Consider the following 17,953-nt stretch of genomic DNA (forward strand, 5'->3'; position numbering starts at 1 on the left):
GAAACACATGCAGCCGTTCATCGTGCGCGGCCGTCGCGTGCTCACGCCGCAGGGGATCCGCCCCGCGGCGATCCACATCCAGGACGGACGGATCTCCAAGGTGGAGGCGGGTGACACCGTGCCTCCCGGCGCGAACGTGCTCGAGGCGGGCGACCTGCTCGTCACGCCGGGCGTCGTCGACAGCCACGTCCACATCAACGAGCCGGGACGCACCGAGTGGGAGGGCTTCGAGACGGCGACCGCGGCCGCCGCGGCGGGTGGCATCACCACCGTGGTGGACATGCCGCTCAACTGCATTCCCGCGACCACCACGCGCGAGGCGGCCGAGGCGAAGCTCGCGGCGCTCGAGGGCAAGCTGCACGTCGACGTGGCGTTCTGGGGCGGGGTGATTCCGGGGAACGTGGACGCGCTCGAGGGTCTCGCGAAGTTCGGCGTGCCCGGCTGCAAGTGCTTCACCTGTCCGTCCGGCGTGGACGAGTTCCCGCACGTCTCGCGCGAGGATCTCGACGTGGCGCTGCCGAGGCTCCGGGACCTGGGGCTGATCCTGCTGGTCCACGCGGAGGCGCCGGGTCCGCTCGATGCCGCGGAGCGGGAGCTCGCCGGGAAGGATCCGCGTGACTACCGCACGTACCTCGGCTCCCGGCCTCGCTCGGCCGAGGACGAGGCGATCGCGATGATCATCGGCCTGTGCCGCGAGCACCGGGCGCGCGCGCACATCGTGCACCTGTCGAGCGCGTCCGCGCTGCCGATGATCCGCGCCGCGCAGCAGGAGGGCGTGCAGATCACCGCCGAGACGTGCCTGCACTACCTCGCCTTCACCGCGGAGGAGATCGCCTCGGGTGCGACGAGCTTCAAGTGCGCACCGCCCATCCGCGAGGCGGAGAACCGCGAGCTGCTCTGGCGCGGGCTCGAGGACGGGACGATCGGCATGGTGGTCTCGGACCACTCGCCGTGCACGCCCGCGCTGAAGAAGCCGGAGGCCGGAGACTTCATGCAGGCCTGGGGCGGCATCAGCTCGCTGCAGCTCGGGCTGTCGGTGCTCTGGACGCTGGCGAAGGAGCGCGGCTTCTCCGTGGAGCAGATGTTCCGTTGGAACGTCGAGGGCCCGGCGCGGCTCGCGGGCGTCTCGGACCGCAAGGGCCGGCTCGCCCCCGGGTACGACGCGGACATCGTGCTCTGGGACGACGCGGCCTCCTTCGTGGTTCAACCCGAGGCCATCCGCCACCGTCACCACGTGACGCCCTATGCGGGCCGGCGGCTGTTCGGGCAGGTGAAGAAAACCCTCGTCGGAGGCCGGATGGCATATGACGCTGCGTCCAACCAGCCCCCGGCCACCGTTGGCCGCTTCCTGGCGGTTCGGAGGTAACCCGTGGCAACGCATCAGCCCGTCCCGGCGGAGTTCAAGGGACTCGTGGATCTCTCGGCCGACCTGCTCGGCACGTTCGTGCTCTACGCGACGGACGACTACTTCGCCGAGAAGGAGAACCTGCTCAAGCCGGGCCCTCCCGAGTGGCGCGAGAGCGCGTACACCGACAAGGGCAAGTGGATGGACGGCTGGGAGTCGCAGCGCAAGCGCGAGCCCGGCCACGACTTCGCCATCATCCGCCTGGGCGTGCCCGGCCAGGTGCGCGGGGTGCTCGTCGATACCACGCACTTCAAGGGCAACGCGCCCCAGCAGATCGCGCTCGAGGGGATCGAGGCGCCGTACACGGCCACCCCGGCGCAGTTGCTCGCGGACGAGCGGTGGGCGCCGATCATCCCGCAGAGCGCGGTGAAGCCGGACTTCCCGAACGTCTTCACGCTGGAGAAGGCGAGCCCGCGCGTGACGCACGTGCGGCTGCGCATCTACCCGGACGGAGGCGTGGCGCGCCTGCGCATCTACGGCGACGTGCAGGCCGAGGATCGCACCTTCTGGCGCGCGGGCAGCGTGGACCTGGGGGCGGTGGAGAACGGGGGCACCATCGCGGCCAAGAGCGACGAGTTCTTCGGCCCGCCGGCGAACATGCTGCTGCCCGGGCGCGGCGTGAACATGGGCGATGGGTGGGAGACGAAGCGGCGGCGCACGCCGGGCAGCGACTGGGCGGTGGTGAAGCTCGCGCGGCGCGGTGTCCTCGAGCGCATCGAGCTCGACACGCACTTCTTCAAGGGCAACGCGCCGCAGGCGGCGCTCATCGAGGCGGTGGACGCCACGGGCATGGACGCGGACGTCCTGCAGTCGCTGCTCGCGTCCGCCTCGCCGAGCGGCTGGCGCGTGCTGGTGGACAAGACGGCGCTCGTGCAGCACCGGCGTCACCAGCTCGAGCCCATCCACGCCATGCCCGTCACGCACGTGCGGGTGCACATCTTCCCGCATGGCGGCGTGAACCGGCTGCGGCTCTTCGGGTATGCGCTCGACACCGAGGCCGAGGCCACGGTGCTGCGGCGGTTGAACGCGCTCGACGAGAAGGAGGCGCGGACGGTGTTCCAGTCGTGCTGCGGCTCGTCGGCGTGGGTGGACGGGATGATCGCGCGGCGGCAGTTCGCGAGCGTGCGTGCCCTCTTCGCGGCGGCGGACGCGGTGTGGTGGTCGCTCGGGGTGAAGGACTTCCTGGAGGCCTTCGCGGCGCACCCGCGCATCGGCCAGACGAAGAAGGCCGCGCCCCAGAGCGAGAAGTTGGCGGAGTGGAGCAGGGGAGAGCAGCGCTCGGTGGCGCAGGCGGACGCCGGGACGCTGGAGCGGCTCGCGAAGCTGAACGACGAGTACTACGAGAAGTTCGGCTTCACCTTCATCGTCTTCGCCACGGGGAAGAGCGCGCCGGAGATGCTGGAGCTGCTCGAGCAGCGGGTGCAGCGCGGCAAGACGGACGAGGTGGAGACGGCCGCGGCGGAGCAGGCGAAGATCACCCGCGTGCGGCTGGAGAAGTGGCTGCGCGAGCAGATGGCGGGACGCTGAAGGAGAGGCACATGGGCATCAGCACGCACATCCTGGATACCTCCCGTGGCCGCCCCGCCGAGGGCGTCACGGTGACGCTGTACGCACAGCAGGACGGTGGCTGGAAGGAGCTCGCGCGGGGGGTGACGAACGCGGACGGCCGCGTGAAGCCGCTGCTCGAGACGATTCCCTCCGCGGGCGTGTACCGGCTCTCGTTCGAGATCGCGCCGTACTTCGCGCAGCTCGAAACCGAGAGCTTCTACCCGTCGGTGGCGGTGGACTTCCGGGTCCACGCGCCGTCGGAGCACTACCACGTGCCGCTGCTGCTCAATCCCTTCGGCTTCTCGACGTACCGCGGCTCATGAGCGAGCCCCGGGTCATCCGCGCGAGGCCGCTGATGCCGGACGCCTTCGCCCCGTATGGAGACGTCGTCTCCGCGGGGCTGAAGAGCGGCTCGTCGGCGAACCAGGGCACGGCGGTGCGGTTCGACTGGTCGGCCCGGTTGGAGAGCGAGCGCGGCGGGGCGAAGCCGAACCTCGCCGTGTTCCGCTCGGTGCCGCAGCCGCTGCCCTTCCTGGTGAAGCTGCTCGAGCACCACCCGCACTCGAGCCAGGCCTTCCTGCCCATGCTCTGCGCGCGGTTCCTGGTGTGCGTGGCGCCCACGGATGACTCGGGCGGACCGGACGTGGAGCGGCTCGCCGCGTTCGTGTGCGGCCCCGGGCAGGGCGTGAACTACCACCGGGGTGTGTGGCACCACCCCATCATCGCGCTGGAGGCCCCGGCGGAGTTCGCGATGCTGGCCTGGGAGGACGGCAGCGCGGGAGACTGCGTGGTGCGGCAGTTCCCGGAACCACTGCGGGTCCTCGTCGAGGTCTGAGCCCTCCGGCAGCGCGCTCCCAACGCGAAAAGCACGCCGCCCCACCCTCAATGGGGCCCGGGATGCGTGGAGCAGGGTTCTTGATCCACGAAGGGCTGAACATTGCAGACCCATTGTGATTGTTCGAACCTGAGAAAAGGATTCTCGGGGTTGATTTGCGATTGGCCCGAAGTGATCAGGCCCGGCGCGCCATCGTCATATGTGCAATCCCATATGCACAATCCCATACGTGTAAACAGTTACTGCCTTTTATGGATTGTTCTGCTTTTGTTGTAGTTGCTGCTTATCCGTGTCTTGGCTTGAGGATCAAAGGCTTCTCATGTTAGGAATATCACGGCCCCTGGCCAGACAAACCATAGACATGCAGAGGAGATATTCCATGACGAGGAACCTGAAGCCTTTTCTGGTCGTCCCGATGCTTTCCCTCGCCCCGATGATGGCCGCCGCCGCGGAGACTGGCGCTGATGACTTCGTCTCCAAGCGGTCGGAGTACGTCAGCCTCCAGCCGGCCAGGTCGGTGGAGCTTCCCGCGCTGCGGAGTGGCGAAGGGTTCGCCCCGCTGCTCGCGGACGTCACGCAGACCTTCTACATCGGGAACTGGACCGGCGCGCTCGTCTATGCCGGTGGAGGCCTGACGGGCTCCAGCGTGCCGTACCCGCTGCCCAGCGCCCTGAACTTCTCGACGCCGTACTATTATTCGGGGGCGGGCCAGGCGCTCGTGCCGGCCCTCACTCCGTGGAGCCAGGTCTTCGCCTATACGACCAACCCGGCGGATCCCTATGGTCAGGCGAAGACCTGCGTCTGGCAGGCCGACGTGAGCGTCGTCAACGGCGTCTGCACGGCGAACGTCACGACGTTCGCGTACGGCGCGCAGGGCGTGTTGTGCCACCTCGACACTGCCTCGTCCGTTGACCCCAACTCGTGCCAGCTCTTCGTGGGCGTCGGCATCGAGTGAGCTGAAGCAACGCCGTCTTCCTGATGGCAGACACCACCGTGGGAGCCCCGCTCCCAGGTCACCGGCCCGCGTGGGAATGGAACTCACGCGGGCCGGGTGTGATGCCTATTGCGCGCCGAAGTCCTGCGTCCAGTAGTGCTTATAGGTGCTCGTGGACTGGTAGTAGTACCCCACGCCCAGGTGCTTGAGGGCGGGGTTCATGATGTTGTTGCAGTGCCCGGTGCTAGCCATCCAGCCGTTCACCACCGCGCCCGGCGTGCTTTGCCCGGCGGCGACGTTCTCCGCGGCCGTGCGGTAGGTGTAGCCCGCCGAGGTGATGCGCTGCCACGGTGTCGAGCCGTTCGAGCCCGTGTGGCTGAAGAAGTTGTTCACCGCCATGTCCTTGGAATGCTTGCGCGCGGCGCAGCGCAGCCGCGTGTCCAGGGTGAGTGCGGTCGTCGGGGACTTGGCCACGCCACCGCACGTGGCTCCCGCCGCGCGCTTCTGGTTCACCAGCGTCAGCACCTGGTTCTCGAAGTCGGTCCAGCTCGCGTTCCAGGTGGTCACGTCATCGCAGTACGCCAGGGCCGTGACCGCGCGCTCCTCCGCGGGAGCCTCCACCCGCACGCTCTCGCCGATCACGGCCTCGGACGTCTCCTCGCACTGCTCGGGACACTCCCCGGCACGCTCCTCGCCCCCACAGCCCGCCAGCAGCACCGCACCCAACAGAACAGAGATTCCACGGTTCATTCGCATCACGGCACCGTTCTTTCTTTTCGATGTGTTGTCCATCCACAGACCCCGCTGCGCGCTCAGGCCGCCCGAGCAGGAAGCAGCCCCGGATCGTGGTGCGCGCGAGAGCCCGCATGGCACGATGACGGGATGCCCATTGAGCACCTGACTCCCGGCGATCTCAAGGCCCGTACAGCACGTGCCGTGGCCGCGGCGACGAGCGCGGGCCGTGCGCTCGGACTCGGCGCGGCCGACCCGAAGGTCTTGCACGACATGTTCTCCGTGGTCGTGCACCTCGCACCCTCACCCGTGGTGGTCCGGGTCCCCGCGGTGCTGCCGCCCGGGCTCGACGGGGCAACGCTGGCCGCGCGTCAGGCGCGTGAATTGGCCGCGGTCGCATGGCTGGCGGACCGTGGGCTCCCGGTCGTGCGCCCGAGTCCCCTCGTTCCCCGCGAGCCCGTGCAGCGCGACGGCTTCTCGATGACGTTCTGGGAGCTCGTGGACGTCGACGCCTCGTGCCAGCCGGACTACGTCGCCGAAGCGGCGCTCGCGGCCGGCCTGCACGCCGCGCTGCGCGACTACCCGGGCGAGCTCCCGTTCCTCTCGCCCATCGCCATGAACGTGCCCACGTGCCTCGCGATCCTGGAGGAGAACCCCGGGCTGCTGGCCCCCGCTGATCTCGAGCGGGCTCGGGGCGAGTGGGCCGTCCTCGATCCCGTGCTCTCGTCCCGCGAGGGCTTCGCCAAGGCGTTCCCGAGGGCCAGTGTCCAGCCGATCCACGGTGACGCGCCGTCGTACAACATCATCCGCACGACCTCGGGCGTGCGCTTCGCGGATTTCGAGGACGTGACCCTCGGCCCGGTGGAATGGGATCTCGCGTTCCTCGGCCCGGAGGGTGCCGCCGTCTACGACGCGGCGGCGGCGCGGGCAGGCGTGCGGCCCCTGGACCCGGCTGTCCTGAGCGTCATGGCCGCCGCGGGGATGCTTCAGGCGGTCGCCTGCCATGCCCTCGTGCCGCGGTTGCCGATGCTGGCCGAGGGGCTCGCGCCCTCGCTCCAGCGCTGGCGGACGATGCCGTTCGCGGGCGGGCTGGGCTGAGAGGCAGGGGGCCCCCCTCCTAGGCTCCCGGGTGATTCCCGGTCTATCCTCTCCATCCTTGGTCGGCCCCCCCCACCGGCCACATGCCAACCATGGCCACCCCCAACCGACCCCTCCTCGCGACCCTCGCCCCCATGCTGCCGTTCGCGCGAGCGGAGGCCGGGTGGATTGTCGCGGGCGTCCTGGCGGCGGCCCTCAACAACGCTCCCTTCTTCCTGTTCCCGCAGGGCATCCGGTTCGTCATTGATGGAACCGTCTCGGGCATGGGCTCGACGAAGCTCAATCAGGTCCTGCTGGGCATGCTCGCCCTGGTCCTCGTCCTGGGACTCGCCACCGCCCTGCGCATGATCATCTTCTCGCTCATCGGCGAGCGCGTGGTCCTCCGTCTGCGCAAGGCGGCCTACCAGAGCATCATGAGCCAGGAGGTGGCGTTCTTCGACGAGCGGCGGGTGGGGGAGCTGATGAACCGCCTCTGGGGGGATACGGCCGCGTTGCAGAGCGTGCTGAGCACCAACACCCAGCAGGTGCTGCTCCAGCTCGTCACGGCCCTCGGGGGCTTCGCCTTCCTCGTCTACACGTCTCCCGCCCTCACCGCGATGAGCCTGCTCATCGTTCCGGTGGTGCTCGTGGGCTCCTCGACCATGGGCCGGCATATCCGCATGCTGTCCCGCGATACCTCGGACGCCGTGGCGAAGGCCGCCGAGATCGCCGTGGAGAGCACCACCGGCATCCGCACCGTCCGCTCCTTCTCCGCCGAGCAGAAGGAACTCTCCCGGTTCGAGCGGGCCCTGGACTCGGCCTATGCGGTGGCGCGCAAGCGGTTGCTCGGGACCGGCTTCTTCACCGGCCTGGCCAGCATGGCCGTCTTGTCCGCCGTGGTGCTCGTCTTCGGCTACGGCAGCCGGCTGCTCGTGTCCGGAGAACTCTCCGCGGGCGCGCTCGTCTCGTTTCTCGTCTACACCTTGATGGTGATGAGTGCCTTGAGCAGCCTCTCCGAGGTGTGGATGGACATCATGCGGTCCACCGGGGCCGTCGAGCGTGTCTTCGAGCTGCTCCAGCGCGTCCCGGCCCTGCCTGTCTCGGGGGGCGTCCGGCTCCCGGCGGTGAAGGGCCGGCTCGAGCTGCAATCCGTCGGCTTCACCTATCCCTCCCGGCAGGACCTCCCCGTGCTGAAGGGAATCGACCTCGCGCTCCAGCCGGGCGAGGTGGTGGCACTGGTGGGCCCCTCCGGCTCGGGCAAGTCCACGATCGCCTCACTGCTGGGCCGCCTGTACGATCCCACCGAGGGCCACATCCTCCTGGACGGCCACGCGCTGCGGGAGCTGGACCCGTCCTGGCTCCGCCAGCAGATCGGCGCGGTGACCCAGGAGCCCATCCTCTTCTCGTGCAGCGTGGCGGAGAACATCCGCTATGGCCGCGCCGACGCGACCGATGCCGAGGTGGAGGCCGCGGCACGGGCCGCCAACGCGCACGACTTCATCCTCCGCTTCCCCCAGGGCTACCAGACGCTGGTGGGCGAGCGCGGCACCCAGCTCTCCGGTGGGCAGAAGCAGCGGGTGGCCATCGCGCGCGCGGTGCTCAAGAACGCGCCCATCCTCATCCTGGACGAGGCCACCAGTGCCCTCGACGCCGAGAGCGAGCACCTGGTCCAGGAGGCCCTCGAGAAGCTGATGAAGGGCCGCACCACGCTGATCATCGCCCACCGGCTCTCCACCGTGGCCAATGCCGACCGGGTGCTGGTGCTGGACCAGGGGAGGGTGGTCCAGAGCGGCAAGCATTCCGAGCTGGCCGGTGAAGAGGGCCTCTACAAGCGGCTGATCGAGCGGCAGGTCATGGCGGCGTGAGCGCCCCGGCCGCTGGTTTGAAGACACGGAGGCCGGAAACCCCTCACCCGGGCGTTGCCATGGGGGGCGCGCGGTCGTAAGACGGGGCCCCGTGTCCGAGCCCGATCTCCGGAAAGATCCCCGTTACCGTCCCTTCCGAGCCGCCGCCTACGGCCTCTACATCGCCGTGGTGTCCGCCTTCTGCCTGGCGATCATCATCAGCGTGACGCGCTCGGTGACGGCGATGACACCGGCGAGGAAGCCTCCCGAGGAGCAGGCGCTGACCTACCGGGAGTGCCTCGACGCGGCGGATTCGCTGTGGTCGCAGCTCGAGTCCGAGCGCGAGAAGCTGGTGCGCATCTCTCCGGCGCGCGAGGTGGACCGGGAGTGGTTGGCGTTCCGCACCACCTGGCTTCAGCGCATGCGCGACGCCGAGGCGAAGTGCGCGCTCGAGTCGCGGGATCGCACCCACCTCAAGGAGGTGTTCCGCCGCCTGGAGGAGGTGCAGGACCTCTACTCCATCCACGCGGTGCAGTACGCCGGCGAGGTGGGCGGTGTGGTGGACGCGCTGCGCGGTGCCTTCACCACGGCCCGCAAGAACCCCGCGGCGGGCCGGCTGCCCTGAACGGGCCCCGCGGCTACCCGCCGCGGTAGGAACCCTTGGCGGAGGACGGGCCGCTGTGCAGCCGGGTGTGCAGCGTGTCCGTCAGCAGGTACCAGAACTGGACATTGCCGAAGCTGAGGATGTCCCCGTCCTTCAGCGTCGCCTCGCGGGTGCCGAGCGTGCTGCCGTTGAGGAAGGTGCCGTTGGTGGAGCCGGTGTCGCGCACGGAGCAGCGGCCCTGGGGCTCGCTCCAGCGCAGCACGGCGTGGCGCTTGGACACCGAGGCGTCTTCGATCACCACCTCACAATCCGGCAGCCGTCCCACGCTGAGCTCCTCCACGCGCGCCAGCGGGGGCAGGGTGGTGATGAGGAGGTTGTCGAACTCGAAGAGCAGCGAGAGCATGCCTTGCTCGATGGCATCCGAGGAGGCCACGCGCGTGGGATCGATCGCGTCCGTCGAGGGAAGACCGGGCGCGCGTTGGATGAGGACGAAGGGGCCGAGCTGGCGGCGGAAGGCCCCGATGGACAGTGACGCGCCGAGGGCGCGCAGTTCCTGGATGGACAGCACGGCGCGGCAGCATGCCAGAAGTCCGGCGGGGCGGGCGTGCGGAAGAAGCGCTGACGCTGGTGCGGAGGGCGGGTTTCGTTGACCCGGGAGTCAGCCGTCCCTTACAGTTTCCCTTTCGGCCCGGCCGCCGCCATCGTTTGGAGGCGGGAGCTGGGGCCCCAGCGTTCACCTGTTGCCGTGGGAAGGAGTCGTGTCGATGAGTGGGAGCGGGAACATTCCGATGACCCCGTCGGGTCTGCGGAAGCTGAAGGCGGAGCTGAAGCACCTTCAGACCGTCGAGCGCGGGAAGATCTCCCGGGAGATCGAAGTGGCGCGCGCGCACGGGGACCTGCGGGAGAACGCCGAGTACCACGCGGCCAAGGAGAAGCAGTCCCACATCGAGGGACGCATCCTGGACCTGAACGACTGGATCGCCCGGGCCAAGGTGATCGATCCGGCGAAGCTGGGCGGGGACAAGGTCGTGTTCGGTGCCACGGTGGATCTGCTGGACGTGGAGTCGGACAAGACGGTCACGTACCGGCTGGTGGGCGAGCTGGAGGCGGACCTGAAGAAGCGCTGGATTGCCGTGACGTCGCCGGTGGCGCGGGCGCTGATTGGCAAGAAGGTGGGCGACGTCGCCACCGTGCAGAGTCCGGGCGGCACGCGCGAGTTCGAGGTCCAGGAGGTCCGTTTCGAGGACCCGCAGGAAGACGCGTCGGCGGAGGGCTGAGCGCAGCTCGAGGCCAGGCGGGCGGGGGAGCGGGCGCGAGCTCGTTCCCCCGTGTCGTTCTGGTGGGCGGAGAGAAGGCCGCGTCTTAGGATGAAACGCTCGGATCCTGCCTGTGAACCACCCGCTCACCAGCCTCGTTGGACCACTGCGTTACGCCTGCCGGAGTGACTTCGCCCATCTATCGACGGTGAAGGACCTGCGGAGTCTATTGGAGCGGGCGCTGGCGGGGGCGACGGGGGTGGACGGGGAAGCGCTGAAGCAGATGAGGGCGGCGTTGCCGCACGTGGACCATCCGGCGCCGGAGAGACGCAAGGCGGCGCTGAGGAGGGTGGTGGCGGGGCTGAAGCTGAGCGGAGTGCCGTTGCCCGAGGAGCTGGCCCAGGTCGCGAGCGAAGCCACCGCGCCCATTTCCCCTCTCCCTCCGGGAGAGGAGCCCCCCGTCGTTCAAAGGGGGGGCAAAGCCCCCCGGGGTGAGGGCCGTGCCGAGCTCGTGCCCGAGTGGAAATCCAGAACCCCAGCCCCTCTGCCACCGGGAACCCGGACGGCGAAGCCCGCTGCGCCCATCCTCGCGCGAGGACCCGCGAAGCCCGCGGCCCCGCCGCCAGAGGCGAAATCCGCCCCCGAGGAAAAACCCGCCGCCAAGCGCAAGAAGAAGGCGGCGAAGGGGCAGGAGGAGTCGCGAGCGGAGGCGAAGCTGCTGTCGATCGCCCCGCGCTCGGGCCCGCTGGCGATTCCGCTGAAGACGATGGGCAAGAAGCTGGGCCCGAGGCTGCTGGCGGCGCTGAACAAGAAGGGGCTGAAGCGGGTGGGGGACATCCTCTTCCTGCTGCCGCGCTGCTACGAGGATCGGCGCAAGCTGCAGACGATCGCCGAGCTGATGCCTGGGGAGCGCGGGGTGACGGTGGGCGTGGTGAAGATGGCGGACTTCGTGCCGAGCCGGACGGGCAAGCGCTACTTCCGGGCGGTGGTGGCGGATCGCTCGGGGAGCATCGCGGCGACGTACTTCAACGCGGGCCCGTGGCTCAAGGCACGCTTCCCGGTGGGCAAGCGGCTGGTGCTGTCCGGCGAGGTGCGCGCGTCGCTGTCGGGGCGCGAGATAGCGCACCCGGAGATCGAGCCGGCGGAGGATCTCGAGGTGTCCTCGGTGCACTTCAACCGCATCGTCCCGGTGTATCCGGGGTTCGAGCGGGGGGACCAGCGCATGTTCCGGGAGCTGGCCTCGGTGGTGAGCGAGTCCTACTCGGAGCACGTGGAGGAGCCGCTGCCGGCGAGCCTGCGCCGCAAGCTGGAGCTGATGACGCTGCCCGAGGCGCTGCGGGCCATCCACTTCCCGGCGGGGGACGCGGATCCGGAGATGCTGGACCGGCACCTGAGCCCGGCGCACCGGCGGCTGGCGTTCGACGAGCTCTTCTTCCTGCAACTGGGCATGGGGCTGAAGCGGCAGGGGGTGAAGACGGAGAAGGGCATCACCTTCGACGTGTCGGCGCCGCGGCTGGAGAAGGCGCGCGGGGCGCTGCCCTTCCAGCTCACGGGGGCGCAGAAGAAGGTCATCGAGGAGATCTCCCAGGACATGGGCGCGGCCGAGCCGATGAACCGGCTGGTGCAGGGCGACGTGGGCTCGGGGAAGACGGCGGTGGCGGTGGTGTCGGCGCTGGTGGCGTTGCAGGACGGCTACCAGGTGGCGGTGATGGCGCCCACGGAGATCCTCGCCGAGCAGCACGAGCGCACGTTCCGCAAGCTGCTGGAGCCCCTGGGCTACAAGGTGGGGCTGTTGAGCGCGGCGGGGACGGCCAAGCGCAAGCGCGAGGTGCGCGAGGCGGTGGCGCGGGGGGAGATCCACCTGGCGGTGGGCACGCACGCGCTCATCCAGCAGGACGTGGGCTTCCAGAAGCTGGGCTTCGTCGTCATCGACGAGCAGCACCGCTTCGGCGTGCTGCAGCGGCACACGCTGATGAGCAAGGGCGTATCCCCGGACGTGCTGGTGATGACGGCCACGCCCATTCCGCGCACGCTGGCGATGACGCTGTACGGGGACCTGGACGTGTCCGTCATCGACGAGCTGCCGCCGGGACGCACGCCGGTGAAGACGCGCGTCTTCAACGACAAGCAGCGGGCGCGGGTGTACGAGGCGGTGGCGTCCGAGGTGCAGAAGGGCCACCAGGCCTACGTGGTGTATCCGCTGGTGGAGGAGTCGGAGAAGCTGGACCTGGAGGACGCGACGCGCGGGGCGGACAAGCTGCGCCAGGTGTTCCCCGGCGTGGAGGTGGGGCTGCTCCACGGGCGGATGAAGCCCGAGGAGAAGGACCTCGTCATGGACGCCTTCCGGTCCGGCACCATCCAGATTCTCGTGTGCACCACGGTGGTGGAGGTGGGCGTGGACGTGCCCAACGCCTCGGTGATGGTCATCGAGTCCGCGGAGCGCTTCGGCCTCTCCCAGTTGCACCAGCTTCGTGGCCGGGTGGGCCGCGGGGCGGCGGTGAGCTACTGCTACCTGGTGGCCAACCTCGCGCGCTCCTCCATGGACTCCTCGGAGCGGCTGGGCGTGATGGAGCACAGCAGTGACGGCTTCGTCATCGCGCAGAAGGACCTGGAGATCCGCGGCCCGGGCGAGTTCCTCGGCACGCGGCAGAGCGGCCTGCCGGAGCTGGCGGTGGCCAACCTCGCGCGCGACGGAGATCTGCTCTCACTCGCGCAGCAGGAGGCGCGGCGCATCCTCGCGAGTGATCCGAAGCTCGCCGCCCCCGAGCACCAGGCGCTGGTGAAGGCGCTCGAGGAGCGCTGGGAGGGGCGGCTGTCCCTCGCCCGCGTGGGCTGAAGAAGCCGGGCTGAAAAAAGAAGAGGGGTGGCCCGGAGGCCACCCCTCGTTCAACAGGGCCCGGGGCCCGCGGTCAGACTACCCGCGGCCGAAGGAGCGGCGGCGCGAGAAGAGCAGGCCGGCGCCGAGCAGCAGCATCGACACCATCGAACTCTGGCCGGAGCTGCCCGTGCTGGCGCAGCCCATGCCGCCCTGATCCTTGGGCACGTCCACCGTCACCTGGTGCTTCGCGGACTCCTGGCCGTCGGACACCGTCAGCTCGAAGACGAGCGTGGCGCCATCCTTGGACTTCGGAGACACGAAGCTGGTGAACGAGCCATCCGCCGGGGTGAGCGTGACGGCCGGGCCGGACACCTGCGCCCACTGGTAGGTGAGCGTGCCGCCGTCCGGATCCGTGGAGCCGGAGCCGTCGAGCGTGACGCTGTCACCCGCGACGGTGCCGCCGGCGATCTTCCGGGCCAGCGCCGTGGGCGCGCGGTTGACGTTCACCACCAGCAGGTTGACGGTGACGGCCTCGCTCGTGGCGCCATCCGTGTCCTTCACCATGAGGCTGAAGGTCAGCAGGGTGTCACCCAGCACCTCGGGCGTGGTGAAGCTCAGCGTGGCGGTATCGGCGCCAGAGAGCTCCACGACCGGGCCGCCCGTCTGCACCCAGGTGAAGCTGAGCGCGTCCTCGTCGGCGTCCGTTCCCTCGGCGTCGAGCGAGAGGTGGGTCCGCTCCTCCACCATCTTGTCGTTGGGACCCTTGACCACGGGCTGGCGGTTGGACTTGTGGACGAGCACCTTGACGGTGTCCTCGGTCGACAGGGTGGTCCCGGTCGTCAGGTTTTCGCTGTAGCCCTCGAGGCTGAACACCAGTTCCGTGTCCTCGTTCACGTCCGGCGCGGTGAAGGTCGTGGTGAGCGCGTATTCATCCATCAGCGTCACACTCGGGCCACTGACCTGCCGCCAGATGCCTCCGGTCTCATCGCCGTCCGGATCCCTCACCGAGCCGGAGAGGGTGACGACGCCGCGGCTGGGGGCGCGGAAGTCCTCACCCGCGTCCGTCACGGGATCGTGATCCGTGAGCACATAGACGGTGACGGTGGCGGGAGCGCTGTTCTCCTTCGAGTCGTTGACCACGAGCTGGAAGGTGAAGGTCTCGTTGTACGCGACGCGGGGCACGAAGGTGGGCCGGGCCGTGTCGGCGCCCGTGAGCGTCACGGGGAGGCCGGAGAGCTGGGTCCACGTGTAGCTCAGCGTGTCGCCATCCGGGTCGAAGCTGCCGCTGCCGTCGAGCTTCACCGTGTTGTACAGCTTGGTCCCCGTGCCCACTTCCACGGTGAAGTTGGCGACTGCCTGCGGCGTCTTGCCCGCGTCGGCCAGCGGGCGGCGGTTGCAGGCAGGCGCCGAGGGGTCGCCCGCGGGGCCCGAGAAGGCCTCGACGACGGGGCCGCCGAAGGGCAGCTGCCGCGGGTCGATGCCGACGAACTGCAGGTCATCCACGTCCAGACCGTGCGCGCCCACGGCCGGATCCGAGCCGATCCGGAAGCGGAACTGCACGCGCTGGCCCGCGAGCTGACGGCCGAAGTCCAGCTCCGCCTCGTCGAACTCGGGGAAGGCCGCGCTCAGGCCGGTGTAGCCGGGCTGGTCGAAGAGCGGGTTGCCGGTGTTGTCGATGAAGGCCGTGTAGCCCGGGTCCACGTCGTAGTCGAAGACGTTGTGCCACGTGAGGCCATCGGTGCTGAGCTCCACCACGGCGCCGTCGAACCAGGGGGCGCCGCCGCCGTTGTCGGTCTCGAAGGAGTGGCGGTACTTGAAGCGGAAGACGAAGTCCGCGTCCGGGAGCGCCTCCACCCACGGAGAGGTGAGGGTGATGTCGGAGGCGAAGGGCAGATCGCGGCCGTGCCAGTAGCGGTTGCCCTTCTCCTCCACGCGCTGCCAGGGCTGCGCCGGACCGGAGCCGGTGACGGACGAGGTCCACGCGGTCGTCCGGGCCTCCACCGTGTCGATGTCGCGCGTGCCCGCGGACTCGTCGATGTTGACGAAGCCGTTGTAGGACGCCGACCTCACCACGTCGGGGAGCGAGGGCTCATCGAGCGCCAGGGTGATGCCCGCGCGGGGCTCGGTACCGGTGGTGCTCACGAGCTGGAGCTGGAGCTTCCGGGTCGCCGTCTGCCCGGGCGTCAGGGCCGGGAAGGCGATCCTGTTGCCCGAGGGCATCGCGAAGGTGGCGGTGGAGCCGGTCGTGGCGAGCGTGGCGTTGAAGGCGCCGGTGTTGCCCTGGCCCACGTTGCGCACGGTGACGGCGAGGTAGCCCGTCTCGCCCACGTCGAGCACGCCGTCCTGATCACACCCGTCGACGGTGTCGTCCAGCTTGATGCTCACCACCTCCAGGTTGTTGCCGGCCTGGAAGCTCTCCACGGCGCCGATGAAGTCCTGGGAGTCGCGGTCCGGAGCCTTGGCGCCGAAGCCCATGCCGCGCCGGGCGAAGGCATTCGCGAAGCGCGTGTAGTCCGCGGGATCCGAGGCCCTGGCCACCGACAGCAGGGCGTCACGCGCCTCGATGTAGGTGGGGCTCGACGGGGTGGCCTTGTAGGCGGCCACCAGGTACTGCTTCATCCGGCTCTCCGCCTCTCCGAAGGGGTAGGCGTTGAGCAGCGAGGCATAGCACTCCCACAGCATGGTGGCCCACACCTCGCCACCGTTGTGGACCTCGGAGTTGGCCCGGCCGTCCTGGCCGCTCGCCACGGGGTGCGTGTCCGGCAGCGGATTGCCGTTGGCGATGTGCTTGAAGGTGAGGGCGTTCTTGCTGAACGAGGTGGAGTACGGGACGCGGCGAATGCCGTAGTAGGCACCGGGCACGCCGGGGCCGCTGGTGACGTAGGCGGACACGGTGTAGACGCCCTGGTAACGCTCGTTCCCCGGGACGGCCCTGTCCTCCTCGCGCACCTGCATCATCAGGGCGTGGAAGTCGCCCCAGCCCTCGCCCATGGCGCCGCCCTGGTAGTTGTTCAGGCCGTTGGCGTCGCCGATGAGGCGGTTGCTGATGTAGTGACCCCACTCGTGGGCGACGATGGCGTTGTCCAGCGTGCCGTCGCGGGCCACACCGGGCTTGAACTTCACCATGCTCACGTTGACGGGGCCCGTCTCGAGCGCCTTCTTGAGGGCGGCGCCATTGGCCTGCAGCACGGCCACCACCGGGATGGTGATGGAGGCATCCTCACCAATGGGGGTGATGCCGCCGGGCGCGTTGTTGGCGAGGATCACGCCGATGGCGCCCGCGTTCTGCGCGTTCTTCGCCTTGTCGGTGAAGGCGCAGGTGCCGCGGTCCATGAGGGCGATATTGCCCGCGAGGTCCGCCGCGTTGCTGAAGGCGTCCGTGCTGCAGCCGTCGGTCGCGGTCCCGTGGCGCGCCAGCACCACGTTGCTGGTGAGGTTGTACTCCTGCGAGCCGAACTGGGCGGCCGAGGCCGTCACCGTCAGGCCCGCGGGGGTGTTGACGTCGAGCCCGAAGCGGGAGACCGGGGTGAACACGTACATCTGCATCCGCGGCGGCGCGCCGTCCGCGGGGGTGAACATGTTCGCGTTGTCGGTGCTCAGGTAGTCCTGGGCCTCGGCACGCATCCGGTCACCCTCGATACCGCCGCGGCCGAAGTTGGTGGCCTGCGCGTTGCCGGAGGCCTCGTCGAAGCCCGCGGCGTAGAACGAGTCGTGCAGCCAGTTGGTGACGTAGAAGAGGTTCGTCACCGCCGCCTGCCGCTGGGTGGCGTTGAAGCCAGGCGCCTTGGTCAGATCGTAGACGTAGTCGAAGCCCGGATCGGACGCCTCGCCCGTGATGGACGCGCGCACGTCGTTGCTGCCGGGCTGGAAGCCGTCCGGCGCCGACAGGTCGGCGTAGGCGTCTACGTTGTTGCCCACCGTCTCGGTGGCGCCCGCCGGCAGCCACGGATCGTTGCCGGGGAGGCTGGAGATGTTGATGGTGTTGGGCAGCCGGTCCAGCCGCACGTCCACGCCGTCCGGAATGCCGGGCGCGTAGGGCGTGGCGTCGTTGCCGTGCGGGCCGTCATGCGGGGTGTAGGGCGCCGTCGCGTCCGCCCACACCCTGTAGCGGTAGCTGGCGTGCGCGGACAGGTTGTTGCGCATCAGCAGCGAGCCGTCCACGGCCGACACCACGAAGGAGTGGTAGTCCGAGCCCGTGGCGCTCTTCTGGCTGGTGTTCACCTCCACGTACCAGGCCGGCACCAGGCCGTCCGGCAGCGTGTAGTAGACCTTCTTGGCGCGGGCGGGCACCACCAGGCCGTGGGTGAGGACGTGGGCGGTGCTCGCGTCCAGCTCGAAGTGCGAGTAGGCCCCGTTCACCTGGCCGTTGGACACGAAGCCGCGGGCCGGCATGGAGATGCCGGTCTGGTCCTGGAAGGCGATGGCGATGGCCTGCTCGGCCGGGAGCTTGAAGCCGCCGGCCGAGGCCCTGCGGGCCGACTGCGCCGGCGCCAGGTAGCCGGAGACGGCCACCAGCTCGAGGTTGCGGTCCATGACGACCTTCACCTCGTTCCGGAAGACCTCGATGCCGTCCACCTGCTGGGCGAAGCGGGCGATGACGGGGCCCTTGCCGCTCTGGTGCACCGACTTGAGCTGCGCGGCCGACACGTCCTCGCTGCCCAGGCGGTACAGGTCCGCCACCGACTGCAGGTGCGCGCGCGCGGCCTGATCCGGCTTGCGGGCCCCCAGCATCTTGGAGCCTCATTCCCGGGGCGGTGCTCGAGCCCACGCGGGTGTTCCACACGAAGCTCGGAACGCCGAGCCGATCCTCCATCTGCGAAACGCGCAGGCCGCGCGCCCGGAGGGAGTCGTCTTGAGCGACGAGATTCTTGTCCTCCTGGCGAGCCAGGAAGGCGTCGTA

13 protein-coding genes are annotated in these 17,953 nt (G+C 69.5%); 10 read left to right on the top strand and 3 right to left on the bottom strand.

Going from position 1 to position 17,953, the window contains the following annotated elements; all coding sequences use genetic code 11:
- Positions 1-7 precede the first annotated feature (7 nt).
- The 5 genes from allB to ACN28I_RS03160 all read left to right on the top strand — a co-directional run bounded on the left by allB (position 8) and on the right by ACN28I_RS03160 (position 4,743).
- The gene (gene allB / locus ACN28I_RS03140; RefSeq protein ID WP_420940671.1) at positions 8-1,366 is read left to right on the top strand and encodes an allantoinase AllB; all 1,359 of its coding nucleotides are present in this window, start codon (positions 8-10) and stop codon (positions 1,364-1,366) included.
- Positions 1,367-1,369: 3 nt separating this feature from the next.
- Positions 1,370-2,932, top strand: a complete 1,563-nt coding sequence (alc, locus tag ACN28I_RS03145) for an allantoicase (RefSeq protein WP_420940672.1) — start codon at positions 1,370-1,372, stop codon at positions 2,930-2,932.
- A gap of 11 nt (positions 2,933-2,943) precedes the next feature.
- Positions 2,944-3,276: a hydroxyisourate hydrolase gene (gene uraH / locus ACN28I_RS03150; RefSeq protein WP_420940673.1), complete on the top strand. Its 333-nt coding sequence runs from the start codon at positions 2,944-2,946 to the stop codon at positions 3,274-3,276.
- On the top strand, positions 3,273-3,788 hold the full coding sequence (locus tag ACN28I_RS03155) for an ureidoglycolate lyase (RefSeq protein ID WP_420940674.1): 516 nt from the start codon (positions 3,273-3,275) through the stop codon (positions 3,786-3,788). The genes uraH and ACN28I_RS03155 overlap by 4 nt, the downstream gene beginning before the upstream one ends.
- Before the next feature lie 379 nt (positions 3,789-4,167).
- Positions 4,168-4,743 carry a hypothetical protein gene (locus tag ACN28I_RS03160; protein WP_420940675.1) on the top strand — a complete coding sequence of 192 codons (576 nt, stop codon included), beginning with the start codon at positions 4,168-4,170 and terminating at the stop codon, positions 4,741-4,743.
- 105 nt (positions 4,744-4,848) lie between these two features.
- Here the strand turns inward: ACN28I_RS03160 and ACN28I_RS03165 are convergent, their stop codons facing one another.
- Positions 4,849-5,472, bottom strand: coding sequence for a CAP domain-containing protein (locus tag ACN28I_RS03165; protein WP_420940676.1), 624 nt, complete (start codon positions 5,470-5,472; stop codon positions 4,849-4,851).
- Between the two features lie 132 nt (positions 5,473-5,604).
- Here ACN28I_RS03165 and ACN28I_RS03170 point away from each other — a divergent pair, with 132 nt between their 5' ends.
- The 3 genes from ACN28I_RS03170 to ACN28I_RS03180 all read left to right on the top strand — a co-directional run bounded on the left by ACN28I_RS03170 (position 5,605) and on the right by ACN28I_RS03180 (position 9,000).
- Positions 5,605-6,552, top strand: coding sequence for a phosphotransferase (locus tag ACN28I_RS03170; protein WP_420940677.1), 948 nt, complete (start codon positions 5,605-5,607; stop codon positions 6,550-6,552).
- 92 nt (positions 6,553-6,644) lie between these two features.
- Positions 6,645-8,396: an ABC transporter ATP-binding protein gene (locus ACN28I_RS03175; protein WP_420940678.1), complete on the top strand. Its 1,752-nt coding sequence runs from the start codon at positions 6,645-6,647 to the stop codon at positions 8,394-8,396.
- A 91-nt stretch (positions 8,397-8,487) separates the two neighbouring features.
- Positions 8,488-9,000 carry a hypothetical protein gene (locus ACN28I_RS03180; RefSeq protein ID WP_420940679.1) on the top strand — a complete coding sequence of 171 codons (513 nt, stop codon included), beginning with the start codon at positions 8,488-8,490 and terminating at the stop codon, positions 8,998-9,000.
- A gap of 13 nt (positions 9,001-9,013) precedes the next feature.
- Here the strand turns inward: ACN28I_RS03180 and ACN28I_RS03185 are convergent, their stop codons facing one another.
- Entirely contained in the window at positions 9,014-9,547 is a 534-nt protein-coding gene (locus tag ACN28I_RS03185; protein ID WP_420940680.1) for an FHA domain-containing protein, read from the bottom strand.
- Between the two features lie 196 nt (positions 9,548-9,743).
- On the opposite strand from ACN28I_RS03185, the gene greA reads away from it, so the two are divergent.
- Together greA and recG are read left to right on the top strand one after the other, a co-directional pair.
- Complete coding sequence (gene greA, locus ACN28I_RS03190; RefSeq protein WP_420940681.1) at positions 9,744-10,256, top strand: transcription elongation factor GreA; 513 nt, start codon at positions 9,744-9,746, stop codon at positions 10,254-10,256.
- A gap of 112 nt (positions 10,257-10,368) precedes the next feature.
- The gene (gene recG / locus ACN28I_RS03195; RefSeq protein WP_420940682.1) at positions 10,369-13,071 is read left to right on the top strand and encodes an ATP-dependent DNA helicase RecG; all 2,703 of its coding nucleotides are present in this window, start codon (positions 10,369-10,371) and stop codon (positions 13,069-13,071) included.
- Between the two features lie 78 nt (positions 13,072-13,149).
- Here the strand turns inward: recG and ACN28I_RS03200 are convergent, their stop codons facing one another.
- Positions 13,150-17,784 carry a myxosortase-dependent M36 family metallopeptidase gene (locus ACN28I_RS03200; RefSeq protein WP_420940683.1) on the bottom strand — a complete coding sequence of 1,545 codons (4,635 nt, stop codon included), beginning with the start codon at positions 17,782-17,784 and terminating at the stop codon, positions 13,150-13,152.
- Positions 17,785-17,953: the final 169 nt, after the last annotated feature.

Origin of the sequence: Archangium gephyra (genome assembly GCF_049060025.1) — a bacterium.
In the GTDB taxonomy this organism is placed as follows: domain Bacteria; phylum Myxococcota; class Myxococcia; order Myxococcales; family Myxococcaceae; genus Archangium; species Archangium gephyra_A.